We start from the raw sequence: 20,126 nt of genomic DNA on the forward strand, positions 1-20,126 counted from the left end.
TGCTTATTCCACTGTCGTCAAACGCGATCCCGGCGAATGCACGTACCCTTCCTGAATATGTTTGTTCGAACGGAGGGCTCCCTTCATCAGCAGTGACCCGCCCGTAAGGTGCGCGATGGGATGTGCGCACGCGTTGCAGCCCACCGCGAAAGCGAACCACGTGTCGGTTACGACGCTCAAGAGCGCAAACATGGCAGCAAATCCGTTATAACTGTCGACGCGATGGGTCTTTTGCTCGCGGTATATATCACGCCGGCCAACGCCGAGGTGCACTTCGCCGCCTTCGTCATGCTCATGCTTGTACAAGTCAAGTCAGATTGATTGTCCGAGATGCCCAACATCGTCTAGAAAGGATGTTTGTGAAGAGGCCGCCCAAGGTCGCGCGGAAATGATGTCAAAAAGCGCCGACGCACCTTGGGTGGTGCGCCGGCAAACCCGTCAGAGCGACGGTACGACTCTCCTCGTAGGGTCGATTCGCGTAAAATCGACGACAATCGATCGGGTTTTGGCTTCAGAAGAAGCCGAGCGGCTTATCGCTGTAGCTGACCAGCAGGTTTTTCGTCTGCTGATAGTGCTCAAGCATCATCTTGTGATTTTCGCGACCGATACCAGACTGCTTGTAGCCACCGAATGCAGCGTGTGCGGGGTAAAGGTGATAGCAGTTGGTCCACACGCGTCCGGCCTGAATCGCTCGGCCGAGACGATATGCCCTTGCGCCATCGCGAGTCCACACACCCGCACCAAGCCCATACAGCGTGTCATTTGCAATCGACAGCGCCTCTTCCTCGTCCTTGAATGTCGCAACGGACACGACCGGGCCAAAAATCTCTTCCTGGAAGATGCGCATCTTGTTATGGCCTTTGAAGACTGTCGGCTGGACATAGTATCCAGCGCTGAGCTCACCTTCAAGGCGATTCTGTTCTCCGCCGATGAGACACTCGGCACCTTCCTGCTTGCCAATGTCGAGGTACGACAGGATTTTCGAGAGCTGTTCGTACGACGCTTGGGCGCCGATCATCGTATTCGGGTCCAGCGGATGCCCCTGCTTGACCGCAGCGACACGCTTGATGGCGCGTTCGATGAATTTCTCGTAAATGGATTCCTGGATCAGCACGCGTGACGGGCTGGTGCAGACTTCCCCCTGATTGAGGGCGAACATCGCGAAACCTTCGAGCGCCTTGTCGAAGAAGCTATCGTCGGCTGCGAGGACGTCTTCGAAGAAGATGTTCGGGCTTTTCCCGCCGAGTTCGAGCGTAACGGGAATGAGATTCTGGCTGGCATATTGCATGATGAGCCGGCCAGTGGTGGTCTCGCCCGTGAATGCCACCTTTGCTACACGCGGGTTGGATGCAAGTGGCTTACCGGCCTCAACGCCAAATCCATTGATGACATTGAGGACGCCAGGAGGGAGCAGGTCCTCAATCAGTTCGAGAAGCACGAGGATTGACGCTGGGGTCTGCTCGGCGGGCTTCAACACTACGCAGTTTCCGGCGGCCAGAGCCGGCGCCAGCTTCCACACGGCCATCAGGAGCGGGAAGTTCCACGGAATAATCTGTGCCACGACACCGAGGGGTTCGTGGAAGTGATATGCAACCGTGTCGTGATCTATCTCTGACAGTCCACCTTCCTGAGACCTAACGCATCCCGCAAAGTAGCGAAAGTGGTCAATAGCCAAGGGGAGATCTGCGGCTCGGGTTTCGCGAATCGGTTTGCCGTTGTCGATGGTTTCCGCGACTGCCAGCAGTTCGAGGTTCGCCTCCATTCGATCAGCAATCTTGTTCAGCAGGACGGCTCGGTCTGCGGGAGACACGACAGCCCATTTTGCTTTGGCCTTGTGGGCTGCGTCCAACGCAAGCTCTACGTCTTGTTCTTGCGAACGAGGAACGTCACACAACGGCTGACCTGTGATAGGCGAAATGTTCGTGAAGTATTCGCCGCCGACAGGAGCTACCCACTTGCCACCGATGAAATTCTCGTACTTCCGTTTGTACGGAAACGCAATCTGGAGATGTTGGAGCTCTGCATGATTCATGAAGAATTGCCTCACTGTAGTTAACTGGTCACGCATCCGGGTTCGATCGCCCAGGTGGTGAAACTGCCGGCCGGACACGTGCGGCATCGCGTCGGGCGGGTGACGCGATTTGATTCAGCGGAAGCAGGGTGGCGCCCAGGGGAAAAGCGCCGACCGCAGTGTCTCGACCGCGAAGGTATGTTCGTTGGTTCCTGCTTTCAAAAAGTGGACAAAATTGCGTTTTTTGCGTTAAGGGGCAAACGCACAACGGCAGCCTAGTTACTGAGCTGCCATGAAATAAGGGGCACATCATATATGCCGCTTTCGAGACGGATGGGCCGCCAGCGCTGTGAAAGAGCCAAATGGATGCGGGGAAGCTGTATTTTGGCTGCTTGCGTTTACGCTCCCTGCCTCTAAAATGTCTGGGAGGATCGTTGGCCTATTAGATGTAGGTACAATTAAAGGGTCATACTGCGGACGCCGCAATCGCTTGCATTCTGGGCGGTGACGCCCGCACCGGTAGGCGGGTGTTGGCCATTGAACTGTTTGGAACCGAATATGGGCGCGTCAGCTTCTTCACGATCGAATGTTGTCAAGCTTTGGCGCGAGCCATCACTCGCAGGTGCCGAGCTGCTCCGCGCCACCTATCGAACGCACCGGTTCCCCCCGCATGCGCACGATGAGTTCGCTTTCGGCGTGATTGAGCGTGGCGCTCAGGCGTTCCTGAGCGGTCGAGGGCAAAGAGTGATAATGCCTGAGGGCACGATATGCGTCGTGAACCCTGGTCATGTGCATGAAGGGCGGCCTGCGACGGATGAAGGGTGGCAGTACAGGATGATCTACATCCCAACGCCTGCTCTTATGAATCTTTTGAAAGCTGATGGCGAGGACTTGCCGGGAAGCCTACACTTCCGGTCCAATGTAATCGATGATGCGCAGACGATGAGAGCGTTGTACGAAGCGCACCTCTGCTCTGAATCCGGTGACGCGACTCAGTTGGAAAAATCATCGAGATTGACCGTCGCGGTTCTGCAACTGGCGCGCCGACATGGCCAAATGTCGCATCGAATTGTAGAAAGCTCACCGATACCGGGCGCCGTAAAGCGGGCCCGCGATTATATTGACGCAAACTTAGTAACGAATCCGTCGTTGGACATCATCGCCGAAGCCGCAGGGATGAGTGCGTTTCATCTGCTTCGCGAATTCAAAAAAGCCATTGGTGTCGCACCACATGCGTATCTTGTACAAAGGCGGGTCGAGCTGGCCAAGCATCTCGTGTTGAAGGGTCACTCTCTACGACAAGTCGCAATGGAGGTCGGCTACTGCGATCAAGGTCACATGAGTCGTGAGTTCAGCCGCTTTTTTGGTGTTTCTCCGGGAGTGGCGCGTCAGTGATATGCGCAAAATTATCCAAAAAGCCCGAATTTAGTCGGCGCAGACTCTCGCTACCGTAAACGATGCCCACCACGGAGCACAATATGATTGATTTGCGTAGCGATACATGCAGCCAGCCCACAGAGGAAATGCGCCGGGCGATCGCTTCTGCGGTCGTCGGAGACGATGTATATAGCGACGATCCAACTGTCAAAGAGCTTGAGCGTGAAGTAGCTGATTTGCTCGGCAAGGAAGACGCCGTATATATGGTCACCGGGACGATGACTAATCAGGTCGGTATCCGTGCGCACACGGAACCCGGCGACGCTGTCATGTTCGACCAGAACGCGCACGTTTATATTCTGGAAGGTGGCGCTCCGGCCGCGTTTTCGGGAGTGTTGCCCCGCCTCCTGCCCGGAGTTCGCGGAGTCTTTACACCAGAAGATGTTTCTAGCGCGCTAGGTGTTTCACATCGATTCTTCCCAAGCACGATACCTGCACCCGTCAAGCTCCTGTGCCTTGAAAACACTCACAACATTGGTGGCGGGAAGGTTTGGCCGCTTGAACAGCTGAAGGCGGTTTGTGATGTCGCGCGGGCGAGGGGCATTGCTCTTCATCTGGATGGAGCGCGGTTGTGGCATGCCACTGCTGCCACTGGTATTCCTGAGCGTGAGTACGCCAAGCACTTCGACACGGTCAGTGTGTGCTTCTCAAAGGGGCTTGGAGCGCCTATCGGTTCGGCGCTAGCAGGGCCTCGTGAATTCATCGAACGTGCGCGCCGGTTCAAGCAGCAGATTGGCGGTGGCTTCCGCCAGGCAGGAATTATCGCGGCGGGGGCCCTCTATGCGCTGCGCAATAATCGCGATCGTTTGAAAGAAGATCATGAGCATGCCAAGCTCCTCGCAGAGGGTATTGCAGGGTTGCCTGGTATTTCTCTTGACGTTGCGACCGTGGAGACCAACATCGTGCGCTTCGGCGTTACGTCTTTGCCAGCCGGTGAATTTGTAGAAAAGCTGTATGCAAAAGGTCTTTACGTTCTTCCGTCAGGTGCGGACGCGGTGCGAGCAATTCCGTACCTCAATATCTCACGCAAACAAGTCGAGGAGGCGATCGACATTATTGCGTCGGTCGCGGAAGAGCACGCGGGGTCCGCTAAGGGAGCCGCATACGCGGTTGGATCCTCGGCAGGGGCAGGGTACTGAAGACCAACGGTAATTTTCTACACCGTGAAGCATGCGTTTTCGGGCGCATGCTTTTTTTTGTTCATTGATGGTCTTGTCGTGTACGGTTTGTGGTTGTTCACTGGCGATGAAATAGAGGCGAGCTATTTGCAAGAGCAACAAAATTAGACCGCCCGAGCAAACCACAAAAATCTCCGATTCCATAGCCTGCGCGTCAGGGAGAAGATGCAAAAGTGTTTCCATTGTAAGGTGCGCTAGTGGTTCCGAATTGGGGATATCCCGCGTATCGGCGGCTAGCGTGACAGAATGCTATCGAAGCGTCGAGTCATGCAGGGGCACATAGGCTAAACCGGCGAATAATATCGACCACCGCTGCCAGTGCTTCAAGCTGAGTGACGTCGTTCTTGTTGGCGCCGGTCAGTATCGCGTCGACGGGAATGCCCTGCGCTTTGGTGATGAGGTGCTGCTGCGAGCCCAGTCCCGCGCGATCTGTCAAATTCGCCCCTGTTTTCGCCTGAGTTTACGGCGGCGAATGGCGAAAAATCGACGATGAGGCGGGACCGGTCGACCCGCCGGCTCCGCGCAATCGCAAGCAACTCCTCGCGATCGAACCTCTAAGGTGGGGTCGGCGCAGTAGAAGGCGGTCGCCGCGAACAAGAGCAGTACGGTCGGAGACGGTGTACCCAGAGATGCTAATTTGGAAAGCGCGTGGGCTATAGTTCCAGGAAACCGCTTTGATTGTTAGCTTGACTTCACCGCAGATGTAGGCACTAAGAGTCAACTCGATCGCGCAGTCACGTCAGAGGCATGCGCCAAGCCATCGTATCACTCAATGTTGCGCAAGGCATGTCGGCTGCGCGCACTTTAGCGCAGCCCACCAGCACAAACAACCGACCTGCATTCGCTGCACGGTCATTATCAATCGCTTGCGGTTGAAAGCTGCATCGCATCGCCCTTGTTGCCGATCCGAACAAGTTTCGAGCGAGTCGCACTCCGATGCCGCAGCAATCCTGTTGGGTGTATGGCAACACCCCGCTTCACGCGGTGGCCTGAAATTCCCATGTGGACAGCGATCACCTTATATACCATGCCACGGCCATCTGTCGCTTGCGGGTTTTCGCAATTTTATCCAAAGACAGTTGGATGGGTTCTTAGAGAATAGACTATTCGGCGTACAACGAAGCAACCTTCTGGTGCTGACATTGGGATACGTCATTTGTAGATGGTCAGGAAACTTACGTAACGTGGCTTACCGGACTATCTTGGGCGAACGTTGAAGCTTGTGACGACGACCTCTCATGACCAACTCCATGCACACTCGATACGCGTACGCAATCGTTCCGCATTGCGTTAGTGACGATCATCTTCACAAAACACACACATCATGCGTCGCATGCACTCGACCATAGAAACTTTCCAACGGGAGAATCATGTGAGGCTACTATTCGGCCTTCTTCTTTGCTTCGGTGTACACATTACTGCATTTGCTGCGTCAGAACCTGCTGTCGAAAGTAAGAATGGTATGGTGGTCTCTTCTCAACGACTTGCATCAGAAATTGGTATCACTATTTTGAAGCAAGGCGGTAACGCGATTGATGCAGCAGTCGCAGTAGGCTACGCTCAAGCCGTCACAAACCCATGTTGTGGGAATATCGGTGGTGGCGGATTTATGACCATCCATCTCGCAGATGGTCGAGACCGGTTCATTAATTTCCGGGAAACGGCTCCGGCGGCTGCATCCGCTGACATGTATTTGGATGCGGGAGGTAAAGTTAAATCTGGCGAGAGCCTTTATGGATATAAGGCCGTCGGAGTTCCGGGTACCGTTGCCGGACTCGATATGGCAGAGTCAAAGTACGGCAAGCTATCGCGGAAGCAGGTCATGGCGCCTGCAATCCAACTCGCTCGAGATGGGTTCATTCTTACGCGTGCCGATACCGACATACTCGATACGACGGTGCAGCGCTTTAAGTCCGATCCTAATATCGCACGCATCTTCTTGCGTGCAGACGGTACTCCTCTCCAGCCCGGTGACAAGTTGGTCCAGAGAGAGTTGGCAAACACGCTTCAAAGAATTGCCAACGAGGGTCCCGATGCATTTTATCGCGGGAGCATTCCGAATAGTATTGAATCTGCTTCGAGGAATCAAGGGGGGCTGATTACTGTCAAGGATTTTGTGTCTTATATGGCTAAGGACGTCGAGCCACTAACCTGCACCTATCGAGGATATGAGTTCGTATCTGCTCCTCCACCGAGTTCCGGTGGTGTAACTCTTTGTGAAACGTTGAATATTCTCGAGGGTTACGATCTGAAGAAGATGGGATCTCAGTCAGCGGCGTCCATTCATTACATGGTAGAAGCCATGCGAAACGCCTATGAAGACCGGAATACGCTCCTGGGAGATCCGGATTTTGTGAGAAATCCTGTCGATAGACTTATTAGTAAAGATTACGCTCGCGATGTACGAAACTTGATAAATGATGATGCCCCGACTCCTTCAAAAGATATCAAGCCGGGAGTGGGCGTTCATGAAAAGCCAGAGACGACTCACTACTCTGTAATTGATCATGCCGGGAATGCGGTTTCTACTACCTATACGGTAAACGGACGATTTGGTGCTGTGGTGATGGCACCAAAAACCGGCTTCTTTCTGAATGATGAAATGGACGACTTCACAGTGAAAGTAGGAGTCCAGAATATGTTCGGTCTTGTTCAAGGCGAAAGAAATGCCATCGCACCGGGCAAACGACCATTGTCATCCATGGCACCTACGATCGTTAAGAGGGACGGCAAGGTGTTTATGGTTATTGGTTCACCTGGTGGATCGCGCATTATTACCACCACTCTGGAAGTGGCGCTTAACGTCATTGACTTTGGAATGTCGCCGCAAGAAGCGGTTGATGCACCGCGGATCCATCACCAGTGGCTACCAGAGGAAGTCTACTATGAAACGAACGGGGTTTCGCCTGATACCCTTGCGGTCCTGCGTTCGGCCGGATACAAGATGCTCGAACAAACTCCATGGGGTGCAGTCGAACTGATACTAGTCGGTCTGCCTGAAACGAGGATTGCAACTCGACAGAGTTCAGGGAACGACTCGTCGGTGTCCGGCAATGTTCGGATCGGTTATATATATGGGTCGAACGATCCCCGTCGCCCAGCTGGGGCGGCAGTTGGTTATTGATTCGTTGTCCAGTGGTCAATTACCTAATATGTTGTGGAAAAGTCAAAGTAGGGGTGAAATACGTGCGTAAAAAAGTTGTCTGTCTTTCTTTCTGCTGTAGTCGTGTTCCTGTCTAATTCAAGTCTTGCTCGGGCAGACGGTACGCTTGACAAGATTGCTTCGTCGGGCGTTGTCTCGCTGGGCCACCGCGAATCGTCGATTCCGTTCTCGTACTACGACGACAAGCAGAACGTGGTCGGCTACTCGCAGGAATTCGCGCTGAAGGTCGTGGATGCCGTCAAGCAGAAGCTGAACATGCCGGACCTGAAGGTCAAGTTGACGCCTGTCACGTCGCAAAACCGTATTCTGCTGTTTCAGAACGGCACCATCGATCTCGAATGCGGATCGACGACGAACAACGCCGAGCGCCAGCAGCAGGTTGCCTTCTCGAACACGATCTTCGTGATCGGCGCGCGCCTGATGGCGAAGAAGGACTTCGGCGTCAAGGACTGGGCGGACCTGAAGGGCAAGACCGTCGTGACGACGGCCGGCACCACGTCCGAGCGCCTGCTTCGCAAGATGAATCAGGACAAGAACATGGGCATGAACATCATCAGCGCGAAGGACCACGGCGAGTCGTTCCTGACGCTGTCGACGGGCCGCGCTGCCGCGTTCATGATGGACGACGCACTGCTCGCCGGCGAGCGCGCGAAGTCGAACACGCCGAACGATTTCGTGATCGTCGGCGCGCCGCAATCGCATGAAGCGTACGGCTGCATGCTGCGCAAGAACGATCCGGAATTCAAGAAGGTCGTCGACGATGCGATCGCCAAGGTCGAAACGTCGGGCGAAGCCGACAAGATCTACAAGAAGTGGTTCGAATCGTCGATTCCGCCGAAAGGTCTCAACCTGAACTTCCCGGAAAGCGATGACATCAAGGCGCTGTACAAGGCACCGAACGAGAAGGCAATCGACTAAATAACGTCAACTGTCGGACAACGTGTTGAACGGAACGGAACGGAACGGAACGGAAGGGGCAGGCGCTTCTTCCGTTTCTTTTTGTTGGAGTCTTCGTCATGTCATACCACTGGAACCGGAGCATTCTGCTGAGTCCGGTTTCCACCGGCGAGCCGACCACCTATCTCGGCTGGCTTCTGTCCGGCCTCTGAGTGACGGTCACCGTTTCGCTGTGCGCGTGGGTCATCGCGCTGATCGTCTGTGCTGTTGCCCGTCGGGTACCGGATCATCGTGCCGCCGCTCACGTCCGAATTCCTGAATATCTTCAAGAACTCGGCGGTCGCATCGACCATCGGTCTGCTCGACCTGTCCGCGCAGGCGCGCCAACTGGTCGACTACACGGCGCAGACGTATGAATCGTTCATCGCCGTCACGGTCGCGTATCTGATCATCAACTTCGTTGTGATGGGGCTGATGCGTATCGTCGAAGCCAGGACCAGGCCGCCTGACTATATCGGAGGCAAGTGATGCATCATTTCGACTGGAGCGGTATTCCGGGCGCACTGCCTATGCTGTGGACGGGCACCATCGTCACCTTCAAGATCACGGTTCTCGCGATCGTGGTCGGTATCCTGTGGGGCACGGTGCTCGCGCTGCTGCGGCTGTCGGGCATCAAGCCGCTCGAATGGTTTGCGAAGCTCTATGTGACGCTGTTGCGCTCGATCCCGCTGGTGATGGTTCTGCTGTGGTTCTTCCTGATCGTGCCGCAGCTGCTTCAAAACGTGCTGGGCCTTTCCGCGGACATCGACATCCGGCTCGCGTCGGCGATGGTCGCCTTCTCGCTGTTCGAAGCCGCGTACTACTCGGAAATCATCCGCGCGGGTATTCAGGCGGTGCCGCGCGGGCAGGTGAACGCGTCGTACGCGCTCGGCATGAGCTACCCGCAGGCGATGCGCCTCGTGGTGCTGCCGCAGGCATTCCGTGCGATGGTGCCGCTGCTGCTCACGCAAGCCATCGTGCTCTTTCAGGATACGTCGCTCGTCTACGTGATCAGTCTCGCCGACTTCTTCCGCACGGCCACGAATATTGGCGACCGTGACGGTACGAACGTCGAAATGGTACTGTTCGCCGGTGCGTGTTACTTCGTGATCTGCGTGGTCGCGTCGAGCCTCGTCAAAAGTCTTCAGAAAAAGGTCGCAAGATGATCTCTATCAAGAATGTGTCGAAGTGGTACGGCCAGTTCCAGGTGCTGACCGACTGCACGACGGAAATCAAAAAGGGCGAAGTGGTCGTTGTGTGCGGCCCATAGGGTTCGGGCAAGTCGACGCTCATCAAAACCGTGAACGGCCTCGAGCCGTTCCAGAAGGGTGACATCGTGATCGACGGCCAGTCGCTCACCGACAAGAAGACAAACCTGTCGAAGCTGCGTTCGAAGGTCGGCATGGTGTTTCAGCACTTCGAGTTGTTCCCGCATCTGTCGATCACCGAGAACCTGACGCTTGCGCAGATCAAGGTGCTCGGCCGCTCGAAGGACGAAGCGACCGCGAAGGGCCTGAAGCTGCTCGATCGCGTCGGTTTGCGCGCGCATGCGGACAAGTATCCGGGGCAGTTGTCGGGCGGCCAGCAGCAGCGCGTGGCAATTGCGCGCGCGCCGTCGATGGACCCCGTCGCGATGCTGTTCGACGAGCCGACGTCCGCGCTCGATCCGGAAATGATCAACGAAGTGCTCGACGTGATGGTCGAACTCGCGCAGGAAGGCATGACCATGATGTGCGTGACGCACGAAATGGGTTTCGCGAAGAAGGTCGCGCATCGCGTGATCTTCATGGACAAGGGTCTTATTGTCGAAGACGACCGCAAGGAGGACTTTTTCGCGAATCCGAAGTCGGATCGCGCAAAGGATTTTCTCGCGAAGATCCTGCACTGATTCGCGGGATGAGCGGGAGGGCGGTTAGAAGCGCGCGGCATCAAAAAGAGCAATTTTATACAAAGTTGGTTCGCGCGAAGAGGGGATCATCGATTGCAGTTCGCCTGCGGCGCAAGGCCAAGGTAGGTGTCTATGCGATAGGAGCAAGCGTCAGAAAGATGCCTTGGAGGTGCGTCAATCACCTTTTGAGAGTGCACGATGAAACGGGAGAATTTCGCCAAACTTTGGCAGGAGCATGATTTCGGTAACGCGGAAATGTTGCGTGCTGCCTATCGAAGCCATCGGTTTCCGCCTCACTCTCATGACGAATTTGCTATTGGATTTATCGAGCGGGGTGCCCAGGAATTTATATACGTTGCCGGTGAGCGGGTCATGATGCCGAAGGGGAAAATATGCGTGATAAATCCCGGCGCCGTTCATGAGGGTGGTTCCACCACAGACGGAGGATGGGATTATCGTATGATTTATATCTCCCGCTCTGAATTAGAGCGGGTGCTTGTAGACGCGAACGGAAATTCTATGGTGCATGGGCTGCATTTCACCGATACGGTAATCGAAGATCGGGAGACTCTGAGGCTGATCCACGCCGCCCATGCATGCTCGGAGTGCAAACAGAATTCCCGACTCGAAGTGGCATCGAAGCTCACGCAGTGTATTTTTCAGTTGGTCGAAAGACATGGGAGGATATCTCGGAAAATCCACCTAGGTACTCCTGTGCCGGCAGCAGTGAAGCGCGCGCGAGAATACATCGACGCGAACGTAGCGGATAATCCGTCTCTAACAACGCTGGCAGCCGTCGCCGGGATCAGCACATTTCATCTCTTGCGTGAATTCAAGCGCGTGGTCGGCGTCGCACCGCATGCGTACCTAATTCAGAGGCGAATAGAACTTGCAAAGCACCTTTATCTTAAAGGTAAATCGCTTCGTCGGGTCGCTATCGAGGTAGGTTACTACGATCAGGGTCATCTTAGCCGCGAATTCAGCCGATTCTTCGGTGTTCCTCCTAGTGCGACCCGATAGTTGTTTGGCTAAACTAAACTCGTATTAAGATTGTAGAGGTTAGTGAGTTACATTAAATGAAGTGAAAAATTTCAGTTGGCGGCGGCCCCCAGTATCACTGAAGTGAAATCATCCGCTTTCGATAGTCACACTATCGATCGACACACGAATCAATGTTGGAGGCTATTTTGTCGACGGAAGCATTTATTGTATCTATTGATGAAGCGTTGATCAGATTTGCCACGGATCGAAACTCAGATAGAGCCATGGCTTTTAAAGATGAGATGGAGGCTACTCTGGAAGATGCCGGCCTGAGAGGTGTTAAGTTAGGTCTGGTCACGCAGATGACGTCACATGACGTCGTGGCAACCTGTGAGATTATATTCGGTAGACATTTCATAAAGCGATTTGATGTTGTGATACCAAGTGACCACTCCTTCATGGGCTGGCTTGGTCTCCCTCGAATCGCATCTGCATTGACTATTCTTGATGTCCCTTCGCATCGGGCACTTGCGGTTGTCTGTAACGAAGCTGATGCGCAAGAAGCATACGAGACAGGTATCAGCCAAAGATGGTATGTGGATGAACCCGATGAGACTGCCCCGACCGAGCCATATAGTTACGTCGGTAACAGTGCTCACCATCTCATAAATTGACTTCAAACCATCCGATTCGCACTTTTGCACGCCTCGTCTGCGATATAGCACGCCTCAGTTGACATGCAGGCACGTGACCCTCTTCATTGTTTAAGTGCTATCTTGGACGGCTTAACATCTGGACCTATTCACGAGAGCGCATCTGGTGCGAGATCGTGGCGTGGAACATCGTTGGAGACTAGTCGTGAACAGCGAACAGAGGTCGTTGCGTGCATTGGTTAGTCTCTGGCTTGCACCTGATCTTCGCGGGGTAAAAGTCATCGAATTCCGGCGTGGTCATTCTAGGCGCGAGTGCTACGTCCGTGTCGAAGTATGGAAGGAGGAAGGAGCTATCGCAATGTTCTTCTTCCGTCATCGGGATGGCGGCTGGCGCGTGTTTCCTCCTGAACGAAAGAGGCCCACATTTTCGATAAGTTCATAGCCCTCATGCCGACTTTAAACTCGAGAAGGCGGTGCATAGTGTTCCAGTTCCCACAAAATTACGGCTCTAGTGTACGAACAGGACCGCTTATCAAGTAGAGCGCGGCTTATGGTACTGAGTAATCGGGTGATACCAAGTTTGTTTGAACTGGATCGATTAACCATGCAGCTTTATAAGGAATGAAAGGTGAGCGGGACTGCAAACGTTAGTGAGCGGATAGTAGCTATGCTCGAAGATTCCGAGAACATCATGGTCGAACGAATCGCAATCGCGATGGCTTTGGAGGAAATGCCAGAAGTCGCCGATATGATAATGGGTGAAGCAGAATTGAAAAAGGGTGGCCGTACACGCGCAGTCGTTCTTTCGGGCGATGGCATGGGACTGTTCTTCGAAGGAGGGGAACTCCGTAGCGCATTGCTTCCGGGAGCATGGCTGTCGAGTCCACCATCTGCAATTCTCGATAAGGCGCCGTGGGAGATCAAGAATAAGCTACATGATCTATTGATTGAATCTGGATTTCAAGAACGATCACAGCGTGTGATTAGTCGAGTATTGACTGAAGCCGATACATTAACCCGAGTAGTTTTCAAACGATTGTTTCGATGGAGACATGTCATCGCTACCAGTGCTTATACCTGGGGAACGGGAATGTCGGCATATCTCGATAGTCAACGGTCATCGATGCAGCGTGCGGCGAAATTGAAGTCTTCCCGGCAATTGGCCGTAGTTAGCGACTACCATTCGGCGGTCAACGCAATGAGATCAATGCTGTCGCTGGCAAGTACATCGACGGACGCGCCGTGGCTTTCCGAGATATCGACGTTTCCGAATTTGGCAACATGGACGCCTTCAAGTTCTATGACTCGTGAGCGCCTGATGCTACCGGCGATACAAGGCGCAGTGGCGGCGACCTGGTTTAGCATCGAAGCCGTAGATCTATATCAACGTCGGATGGACGTGGCGCTAACACAGCTCAGTGTGCTTGACGCGGCATTGGGCCTCACAGCCTTTGCGGTGCGTTTCCCAGATCGTGCGAATGAAATTCTGGAGCGCGCGATAAATAGCTTGAACCGACTGGGGCACATTTCGGATAGCCTTGCATTTTCCGAAAGCATTCGGCGTTCAATGGAGTCCGCAGTGAACGCTCCAATGCAATGTGTCGAGTTCATCGCATCGTGGCAAGACGGCGTCGACGGCGGTCACCCGGCATCTCCTGTATCGCGGGAAAGCGAAATTGCTGCCCGGTTTGTGAAGATATTGTCGCGAGAGCACTTAGATTCTGCACTCTTAGTAAACGGGTATTTTCTGGCGATTATTGGGATCCGGCTATTCTCAGCTGATGACCCTTGGATGTTCTATCCGGAACCGAACGCACTCAGACTTCCTCGTGACTTCGCAAGCGAACGGCAGGCGTTGTTACGTTCGGGTGACGGTTCGATCAAAGTGTCTTTCGAAGATGGGGCGACCCGTCACTGAGTCGTTCGAACGCAGACAAGGTGACGCTGGAAACGCTCTCACGAAAATCGATTACGGGGTCGCGCGAACACCTACGCGCTGAACCGGTGGGAAGTGCTTCTACACTATCGCGATGACGGCCGGTTCGAAATGGACAATCTGCCAGTCGGGCGTGCGCTACTTGGCACATCGATCGGTCAACGTAGCTATTTGCACTTATTGGCGCGGATTCCGACGGCGAACGTGGCGCTTCGATCTACAGTCTCGTCGGCACCACAGCTCAGTGGTAGCCCGAAGCCTATCTGAGCTTGTGCTCGGGCGCATTGCGGTCCATCCGAACAACCGTGTCATAGAGTTGCCGCGTGGCCGATGGCTGAGCAGTGAACTACTCACGCAAACGAAAGTGCATCTGCTGGAACAACGGCGCCGTGATGCCGTAATACCTCGTTGCGGAAATTGCCGAATCGGTGGCCTCCGCCCCACTGTGAGTGCACTAGGGACACTCGTTTGCAGCGTGTTGCATCGTTGCGTTCCGGTGCATGTCGATGCCGAACTGCTTGCTGACTCGGGTCCCGCACAAGCGCTCATCTCCATTGATTTAAGAGCGTATCGCCGTTGCCAGACGCAACGATCTCATAACACTCCTCATAGATAAGTACGTCGCACACGGTTATGCCCCCGTTCGAGAGCTTCCGTTGTACCGCTCGCGGTGGATTATCAATACAGGACGTGCAGTACGCTCCTGTGCCGACTGCCGGTCGTCGTTTCGCATCTGGGCTGAGCTGCGGCGCGTCGCAGCATCTGCGAGGTCATGACTAATTCTCGGGATCTACCTGGTGCGGGGTCGTGGGGCGCTTCTTCGGTTCCCCGACTTCGAATCGGCCGCAATACCTCTTCGACGTGGGGGAATTTCATTGCACGGTTGACTGATTGCCGCTGCGACGTGAGGGGCGCTGATGTTGAGGTGTGCCGTCAACAAAAATCAATTTTGTATAAATGAGCCTGTCTCGACTCTTTTACGATTGCATTGTCAGGCGCCAGTGTCGCTGACCGATGACCGACCGTGTCGTTTGGTAGCGGCGCCTAGGAATCGAACGCGTCCCGAATACGACTCTTAACTTGAAAGGGCATCTCATGGCAAGGCAACTTACGGAAAAAAGCGCGCACGACTATGATGGATTTTCGCCGGCGACCCGGGCTTTGCATATTGACAAACATCTTGAACCGGGAACTGGTGTTGCGCCTGCAATTATGCAGTCGGTCACTTACGTGTCTGAAGACGGCCCCGACTTCGCGCTGAAAGCAACCGAGCCCCATAACGATGTCTTTTATGCTCGGCACGGCAACCAAACTGCATCTCGAGCCGCCATGATTGTTGCAGACATGGAAGGAAAGGAAGCGGGAATGATGTTCGCTTCGGGCATGGCGGCAATCTCGACTACGCTGTTTGCGTTCCTGAAAAAGGGCGATCACATCGTGGCGCAGAAGAGTCATTACATTGGCACCACCACGCTGACGAATGAGACGTTTGCGCAATACGGTATAGATGTCACACTGGTCGATCAGACGGACGCTAACGCTTTCGAGAAGGCGATTCGCCCAAACACGAAAGTCTTCATGCTCGAAACACCAGTTAATCCGACAATGCATGTGACGGATCTGAAGGCCGTGAGTGATGTCGCGAAGAAGCATCGAATCATCACGGTAGTGGACAACACGTTCGCCACTCCCTTTAATCAACGGCCTGGCGATCTCGGTGTCGATATTATTGCTCACAGCGCGACGAAATACATGGGTGGTCATCACGACCTGCTCGCGGGGGTTGTCGTTGGTTCGAAGCAACACCTCGACGTCATCTGGGACATGAATATGACTTTTGGCGGAGTGATCGCCCCGTTCACTTCGTGGCTCGTGTTGCGTGGCTTGCGTACGATGAAACTGCGGGTCGAGCAAACCAATCGTAACGGGTTGGCGATTGCCAAATTTCTTGAAGGAAACGCGAAGGTCGGCAACGTTTACTATCCGGGACTCGAATCGCATCCGCAATACTCGCTTGCGCGGCAGCAGATGAAAGGTTTTGGGGGCTTGCTGACCTTCGAGTTGAAAGGCGGCTACGAGGCCGGTCAACGCTTCATCAAGGCGCTCCGAATTCCGTTTTATGCGGCTAGCCTTGGCGGTATTGATTCATTGGTCATCCAGCCATCGGCGCTTTGGGCTGGGCGCCTATCCGAGGAACTTGTCGCGAAACAGGGCGTCGACCCCGGGCTGATCCGCTTTTCTGCTGGTATAGAGGAAACGGAAGACCTTCTGTCCGACATTGCTCAGGCATTGGAGAGAATTTGATGGTCGCGAGCCGAATTGACCTCCTGACACGTTCGGGAATTCGCCGGGTTATGAGTATCGCTGCGCTTGCTGAGGCGGCTGGAAAGAAAGTAATACACCTCGAAGTGGGCCAACCGGACTTCCCCACGCCAGTTCACATTCAGGAAGCTGCTGCCCGTGCAGTCATGAACGGAAAGACTGGATACACGGCCTGTCCGGGCATCACCGAGTTGCGTGAGGCGGTCGCGCGACGCATTTCCGGTCGCACGGGGACGGAGATCGCTGCGAAAGAAGTTCTGGTGACCACAGGCGCTGTCAATGCGATCTATCTAGCGTTCGCATCGCTTCTCGAAGCGGGAGACGAGGTTCTTGTGCCGGATCCTGGCTGGCCGAACTACCATAGTTGTGTTGTTATGTCCGGCGCAAAGTCGGTGAGCTATCCGCTTGTGGCGAATCGAGGATATGAGCCGGATTTCGAGGCGCTCGAAGCACTGGTGACCCCGAAAACCCGCGTTATCTTTGTTAACACGCCGGGCAATCCGACGGGCGTTGCGTGGTCGAGAGCGACGTTGCAACGAATCGCCCAATTTGCTGAAAGGCATGGATTGTTCATCCTCTCTGACGAGGTGTACGAAGACATGGTCTTTGAGGGGCGGCACATAAGTATGCTCGAGGTCGCACCAAAGGAGCGGGTTCTCCTGGTCTCCGGAGTATCGAAGAGCTATTCGATGACGGGCTGGCGAATTGGGTGGATGGTCGCGTCGGTGGAGATCGTTGAAGCGGCTGCTGCTCTTGTTGAGCCTACAACTTCTTGTCCTCCTTCTCCATCGCAGTATGCTGCGCTTGCGGCACTTGACGGACCGCAGGACGAAGTTGATCTGATGCGTCGAACTTATCGCGATCGCATGCTCGCCGTCCAGAAGCCGTTAATGGATGCAGGGATCTTGCTCGCGGAGCCTAGCGGCGGATTTTTTGCGATGGTTGACATCTCACGATCCGGAATGAAATCTGACGATTTCGTTGAGGCATTGCTGTCGGAGAAGGGAGTGGCGGTGGCCCCCGGTGCAACATTCGGTAGGTCGTCGGACCGTAGTATTCGTATTTCGTGCGCAACACGTCTCGAAGACCTTGAGGTTGGTGTCAAGTCCATCATTGATTTTATTCAAGAGAAGGAACAGTCGTCGTAACAAGGACGTACTGAGTCGCTGGTCGCCACAAGCGTAGCGCGACGCCCGTAGGCAGTCGACATTCAAAGCGAGTGTCTTTCGCCGGTCGTACGGATGGGTACGGCCGGATTTTTCCATTGTTGCCTGTAACGTGCGGTCTATTTACAGGAGACAAAACCGATCCAAGCCAATTGGAATGGAATTGCTTGCAGAACTGAGGGCAATGTGAGCCGATGTGCCATTCCAGCTTCGGATTTCTCTTGCTGGCAAGTCGGGAATCGATGGGTGTCCGAGATTGGTAGCCGTGCCACTTCGATTTGCTTGCTATTGATAGGCAATAGGAAATATCTAGGCGCGATGCGCCTAGCAAATTGCTTTAGCGCAGCATTGCGCATGCGTAATGAATCAGATCGGGTCTGGACGTGTGTAATACGGTAGCTGGTCATTGGCGAAGTCCGTAGTCTACGCGAGCAATCCTTAAACAATTTTCGGTAAGTCGATGCAGAAGGTGCGACACGCGCCGCTGACAGTCGCCGGTAGAGCCGTCCGATGTGCACTCTGGCCACGCATGATGTAATCATAATGTAATATATTCGTGTATCTACCAGGGCTAGCCGCTTAATCACAGCGCGACCGAAGGTAATCGCATTGACACACTTCTGTCTTCGTGCGACCAACAGATAGCGACGACCAGGCGGACCGCCGGATCCGAATGCGTGAGCAATCGCGCCACGCCTGCGCTTCGCACGCGACGAGGAGGTTGCCGTGGCGAGTCGCTTACGCGGTCTCTGACCCAGCAACTTCGTCGGATCAATTTTTAGCAATTTTATCCAAACATGATGTTGCAACTTGAGCGACCATCGCTCGACACGACGCACCGGGGTGTTGTTCAGCGGTTGGCGACGTAATGTATGGAGATCGGGTGCCCTTAGGTTGCCATGATCCGTGGTGGTAGGCTCATCCACAACCCGAGTTGTCGCTGGAATTTTTGATCGATGGACGGTAGTCGAAGATACCGGTCGTGGGATTCAGATGAATATGGATTGCAGCGTTTGATGGTGTACGCGGGAATAGTTGCAACCCAACTTGGAGAGTTTTGGATATGAAGAAGGTTGGATTGGTTGGATGGCGGGGCATGGTCGGATCGGTCCTCCTCAAGCGGATGCGCGAGGAAAACGACTTTGGAACGTTTGAAGCTTACTACTTCAGCACATCCGCTGTGGGCCAGCCATACCGTGACTTCCGTGGTCAAGGGCATGTCCTTCTCGATGCGAATTCGATTGAGCAACTGGCCGAGATGGACATTGTGGTGACCTGCCAAGGCGGCTCGTACACTCAGGCTGTCTATTCTAAATTGCGCGATTCCGGCTGGGATGGGTATTGGGTCGATGCTGCATCTGCGAAACGCATGGATGACGACTCGATCATCGTTCTGGACCCAGTCAATCGCCTTCAGATTGAAGCGGCGATTGCATCGGGTGTTCGCAATTATATCGGCGGGAATTGTTCGATCACGCTTTCGCTCGTAGGTCTCGCTGGATTGTTCAGGGCTGAACTGGTTGAATGGATGTCCGTCATGACCTATCAGGCTGCTTCTGGCGCGGGGGCGGCACACGTGCGAGAACTGCTGCAGCAGATGTCGGCGCTCTCCGACCGTACTCGGGAGGTACTTCGCGACCCGACGACGCCAACTATCGATGTCCTTGACAAGGCGCGGCAGGCATGGGCAGACAGCGATTTCCCGACAGCAGAGTTCGGCGCTCCACTTGCCGGAAGTATCATTCCCTGGATCGACAGCGACCTGGGAAATGGAGTCAGCAGGGAGGAGTGGAAGGGGGAGGTTGAAACCAACAAAATACTAGGGCTTGCGCCTGGCAGCATTCGGGTCGACGGGCTTTGCGTGCGGGTCGCGGCTCTTCAGAGCCATTCTGCAGCCATCACGTTCAAGCTCAAAGAGAGTAGGGATATCGAGGAACTCGAAGCTTTGATTTCCGGTGCGCACGAATGGGTTGAGTATGTGCCAAATAGTAAGTCGGAATCGGTCGGGCGTCTGACGCCTGCCGCTGTAAGCGGATCCCTGAAGGTTGCCGTCGGTCGCCTCCGAAAAATGGGAATCGACCAAAACGTCTATACCGTTCTAACGACTGGGGATCAGCTGCTCTGGGGGGCTGCGGAGCCTATTCGTCGTGTGCTGACGATTCTTCTTGCTACTGCGTGATCGATCCGAGGTCTTTTCTAGTACTTTATCAAGGTGGCTATCGGAATGGCGTCGAGGTCATTGGGCCGCGCGTCAATACCTCGCGTTCTCGAAAATAAGCTCTTCTGTTTGTGCAGCAACGGTCGATGCAGACGACGATCTCTTTCAGTGGCGACGTCGATCGCGTCGGTCGAGCGCCGGCAATTCTCCTGATTGTAGCTTCGGTCGATCTGCACGCTTCGAGGTCTTTTAGTGGACGCCTTGTTGATTTCCACCGAATTCTGACCCACTGGGGAT

Annotated in this window: 13 protein-coding genes and 2 pseudogenes; 13 read left to right on the forward strand and 2 right to left on the reverse strand. The window is 54.5% G+C overall.

Translation table 11 applies throughout. The features are described from left to right. Positions 1-511: 511 nt before the first annotated feature. Complete coding sequence (gene adh, locus KFO72_RS06015) at positions 512-2,032, reverse strand: aldehyde dehydrogenase (RefSeq protein WP_054922846.1); 1,521 nt, start codon at positions 2,030-2,032, stop codon at positions 512-514. Positions 2,033-2,569: 537 nt separating this feature from the next. Between adh and KFO72_RS06020 the strand changes: the two genes are divergently transcribed. After that, the gene (locus tag KFO72_RS06020; protein ID WP_224101190.1) at positions 2,570-3,406 is read left to right on the forward strand and encodes an AraC family transcriptional regulator; all 837 of its coding nucleotides are present in this window, start codon (positions 2,570-2,572) and stop codon (positions 3,404-3,406) included. An 83-nt stretch (positions 3,407-3,489) separates the two neighbouring features. Then, positions 3,490-4,587 carry a threonine aldolase family protein gene (locus KFO72_RS06025; RefSeq protein ID WP_224101189.1) on the forward strand — a complete coding sequence of 366 codons (1,098 nt, stop codon included), beginning with the start codon at positions 3,490-3,492 and terminating at the stop codon, positions 4,585-4,587. Between the two features lie 304 nt (positions 4,588-4,891). Here the strand turns inward: KFO72_RS06025 and KFO72_RS42435 are convergent, their stop codons facing one another. Beyond that, a complete protein-coding gene (locus tag KFO72_RS42435; RefSeq protein ID WP_412101761.1) occupies positions 4,892-5,062 on the reverse strand; it encodes a hypothetical protein in 171 nt (56 codons plus the stop codon). 936 nt (positions 5,063-5,998) lie between these two features. Between KFO72_RS42435 and ggt the strand changes: the two genes are divergently transcribed. The 11 genes and pseudogenes from ggt to asd all read left to right on the forward strand — a co-directional run bounded on the left by ggt (position 5,999) and on the right by asd (position 19,850). Further along, the gene (gene ggt / locus KFO72_RS06035; protein WP_412101762.1) at positions 5,999-7,750 is read left to right on the forward strand and encodes a gamma-glutamyltransferase; all 1,752 of its coding nucleotides are present in this window, start codon (positions 5,999-6,001) and stop codon (positions 7,748-7,750) included. 102 nt (positions 7,751-7,852) lie between these two features. Continuing rightward, positions 7,853-8,707: a glutamate/aspartate ABC transporter substrate-binding protein gene (locus KFO72_RS06040; RefSeq protein ID WP_412101763.1), complete on the forward strand. Its 855-nt coding sequence runs from the start codon at positions 7,853-7,855 to the stop codon at positions 8,705-8,707. Between the two features lie 240 nt (positions 8,708-8,947). Then, positions 8,948-9,214: pseudogene (locus KFO72_RS06045) on the forward strand (ABC transporter permease subunit); the annotation flags it as partial. Further along, positions 9,214-9,891: a glutamate/aspartate ABC transporter permease GltK gene (gene gltK, locus KFO72_RS06050; protein WP_224101187.1), complete on the forward strand. Its 678-nt coding sequence runs from the start codon at positions 9,214-9,216 to the stop codon at positions 9,889-9,891. The pseudogene KFO72_RS06045 and the gene gltK, both read left to right, overlap by 1 nt. Further along, positions 9,888-10,613: pseudogene (locus KFO72_RS06055) on the forward strand (amino acid ABC transporter ATP-binding protein). The gene gltK and the pseudogene KFO72_RS06055 overlap by 4 nt, the downstream one beginning before the upstream one ends. Positions 10,614-10,811: 198 nt before the next feature. Continuing rightward, complete coding sequence (locus KFO72_RS06060; RefSeq protein ID WP_224101186.1) at positions 10,812-11,633, forward strand: AraC family transcriptional regulator; 822 nt, start codon at positions 10,812-10,814, stop codon at positions 11,631-11,633. 152 nt (positions 11,634-11,785) lie between these two features. Continuing rightward, positions 11,786-12,268, forward strand: coding sequence for a hypothetical protein (locus tag KFO72_RS06065; protein WP_224101185.1), 483 nt, complete (start codon positions 11,786-11,788; stop codon positions 12,266-12,268). Between the two features lie 646 nt (positions 12,269-12,914). Further along, positions 12,915-14,165, forward strand: coding sequence for a hypothetical protein (locus KFO72_RS06070; RefSeq protein WP_224101184.1), 1,251 nt, complete (start codon positions 12,915-12,917; stop codon positions 14,163-14,165). Positions 14,166-15,278: 1,113 nt separating this feature from the next. After that, positions 15,279-16,487, forward strand: a complete 1,209-nt coding sequence (locus KFO72_RS06080; protein WP_224101183.1) for a trans-sulfuration enzyme family protein — start codon at positions 15,279-15,281, stop codon at positions 16,485-16,487. Between the two features lie 50 nt (positions 16,488-16,537). Continuing rightward, complete coding sequence (locus KFO72_RS06085) at positions 16,538-17,653, forward strand: pyridoxal phosphate-dependent aminotransferase (protein ID WP_225031634.1); 1,116 nt, start codon at positions 16,538-16,540, stop codon at positions 17,651-17,653. A 1,081-nt stretch (positions 17,654-18,734) separates the two neighbouring features. Next, positions 18,735-19,850: an aspartate-semialdehyde dehydrogenase gene (gene asd, locus KFO72_RS06090; protein ID WP_054922839.1), complete on the forward strand. Its 1,116-nt coding sequence runs from the start codon at positions 18,735-18,737 to the stop codon at positions 19,848-19,850. Positions 19,851-20,126: the final 276 nt, after the last annotated feature.

This window comes from Paraburkholderia sp. XV, assembly GCF_020177535.1.
Taxonomy (GTDB): domain Bacteria; phylum Pseudomonadota; class Gammaproteobacteria; order Burkholderiales; family Burkholderiaceae; genus Paraburkholderia; species Paraburkholderia caribensis.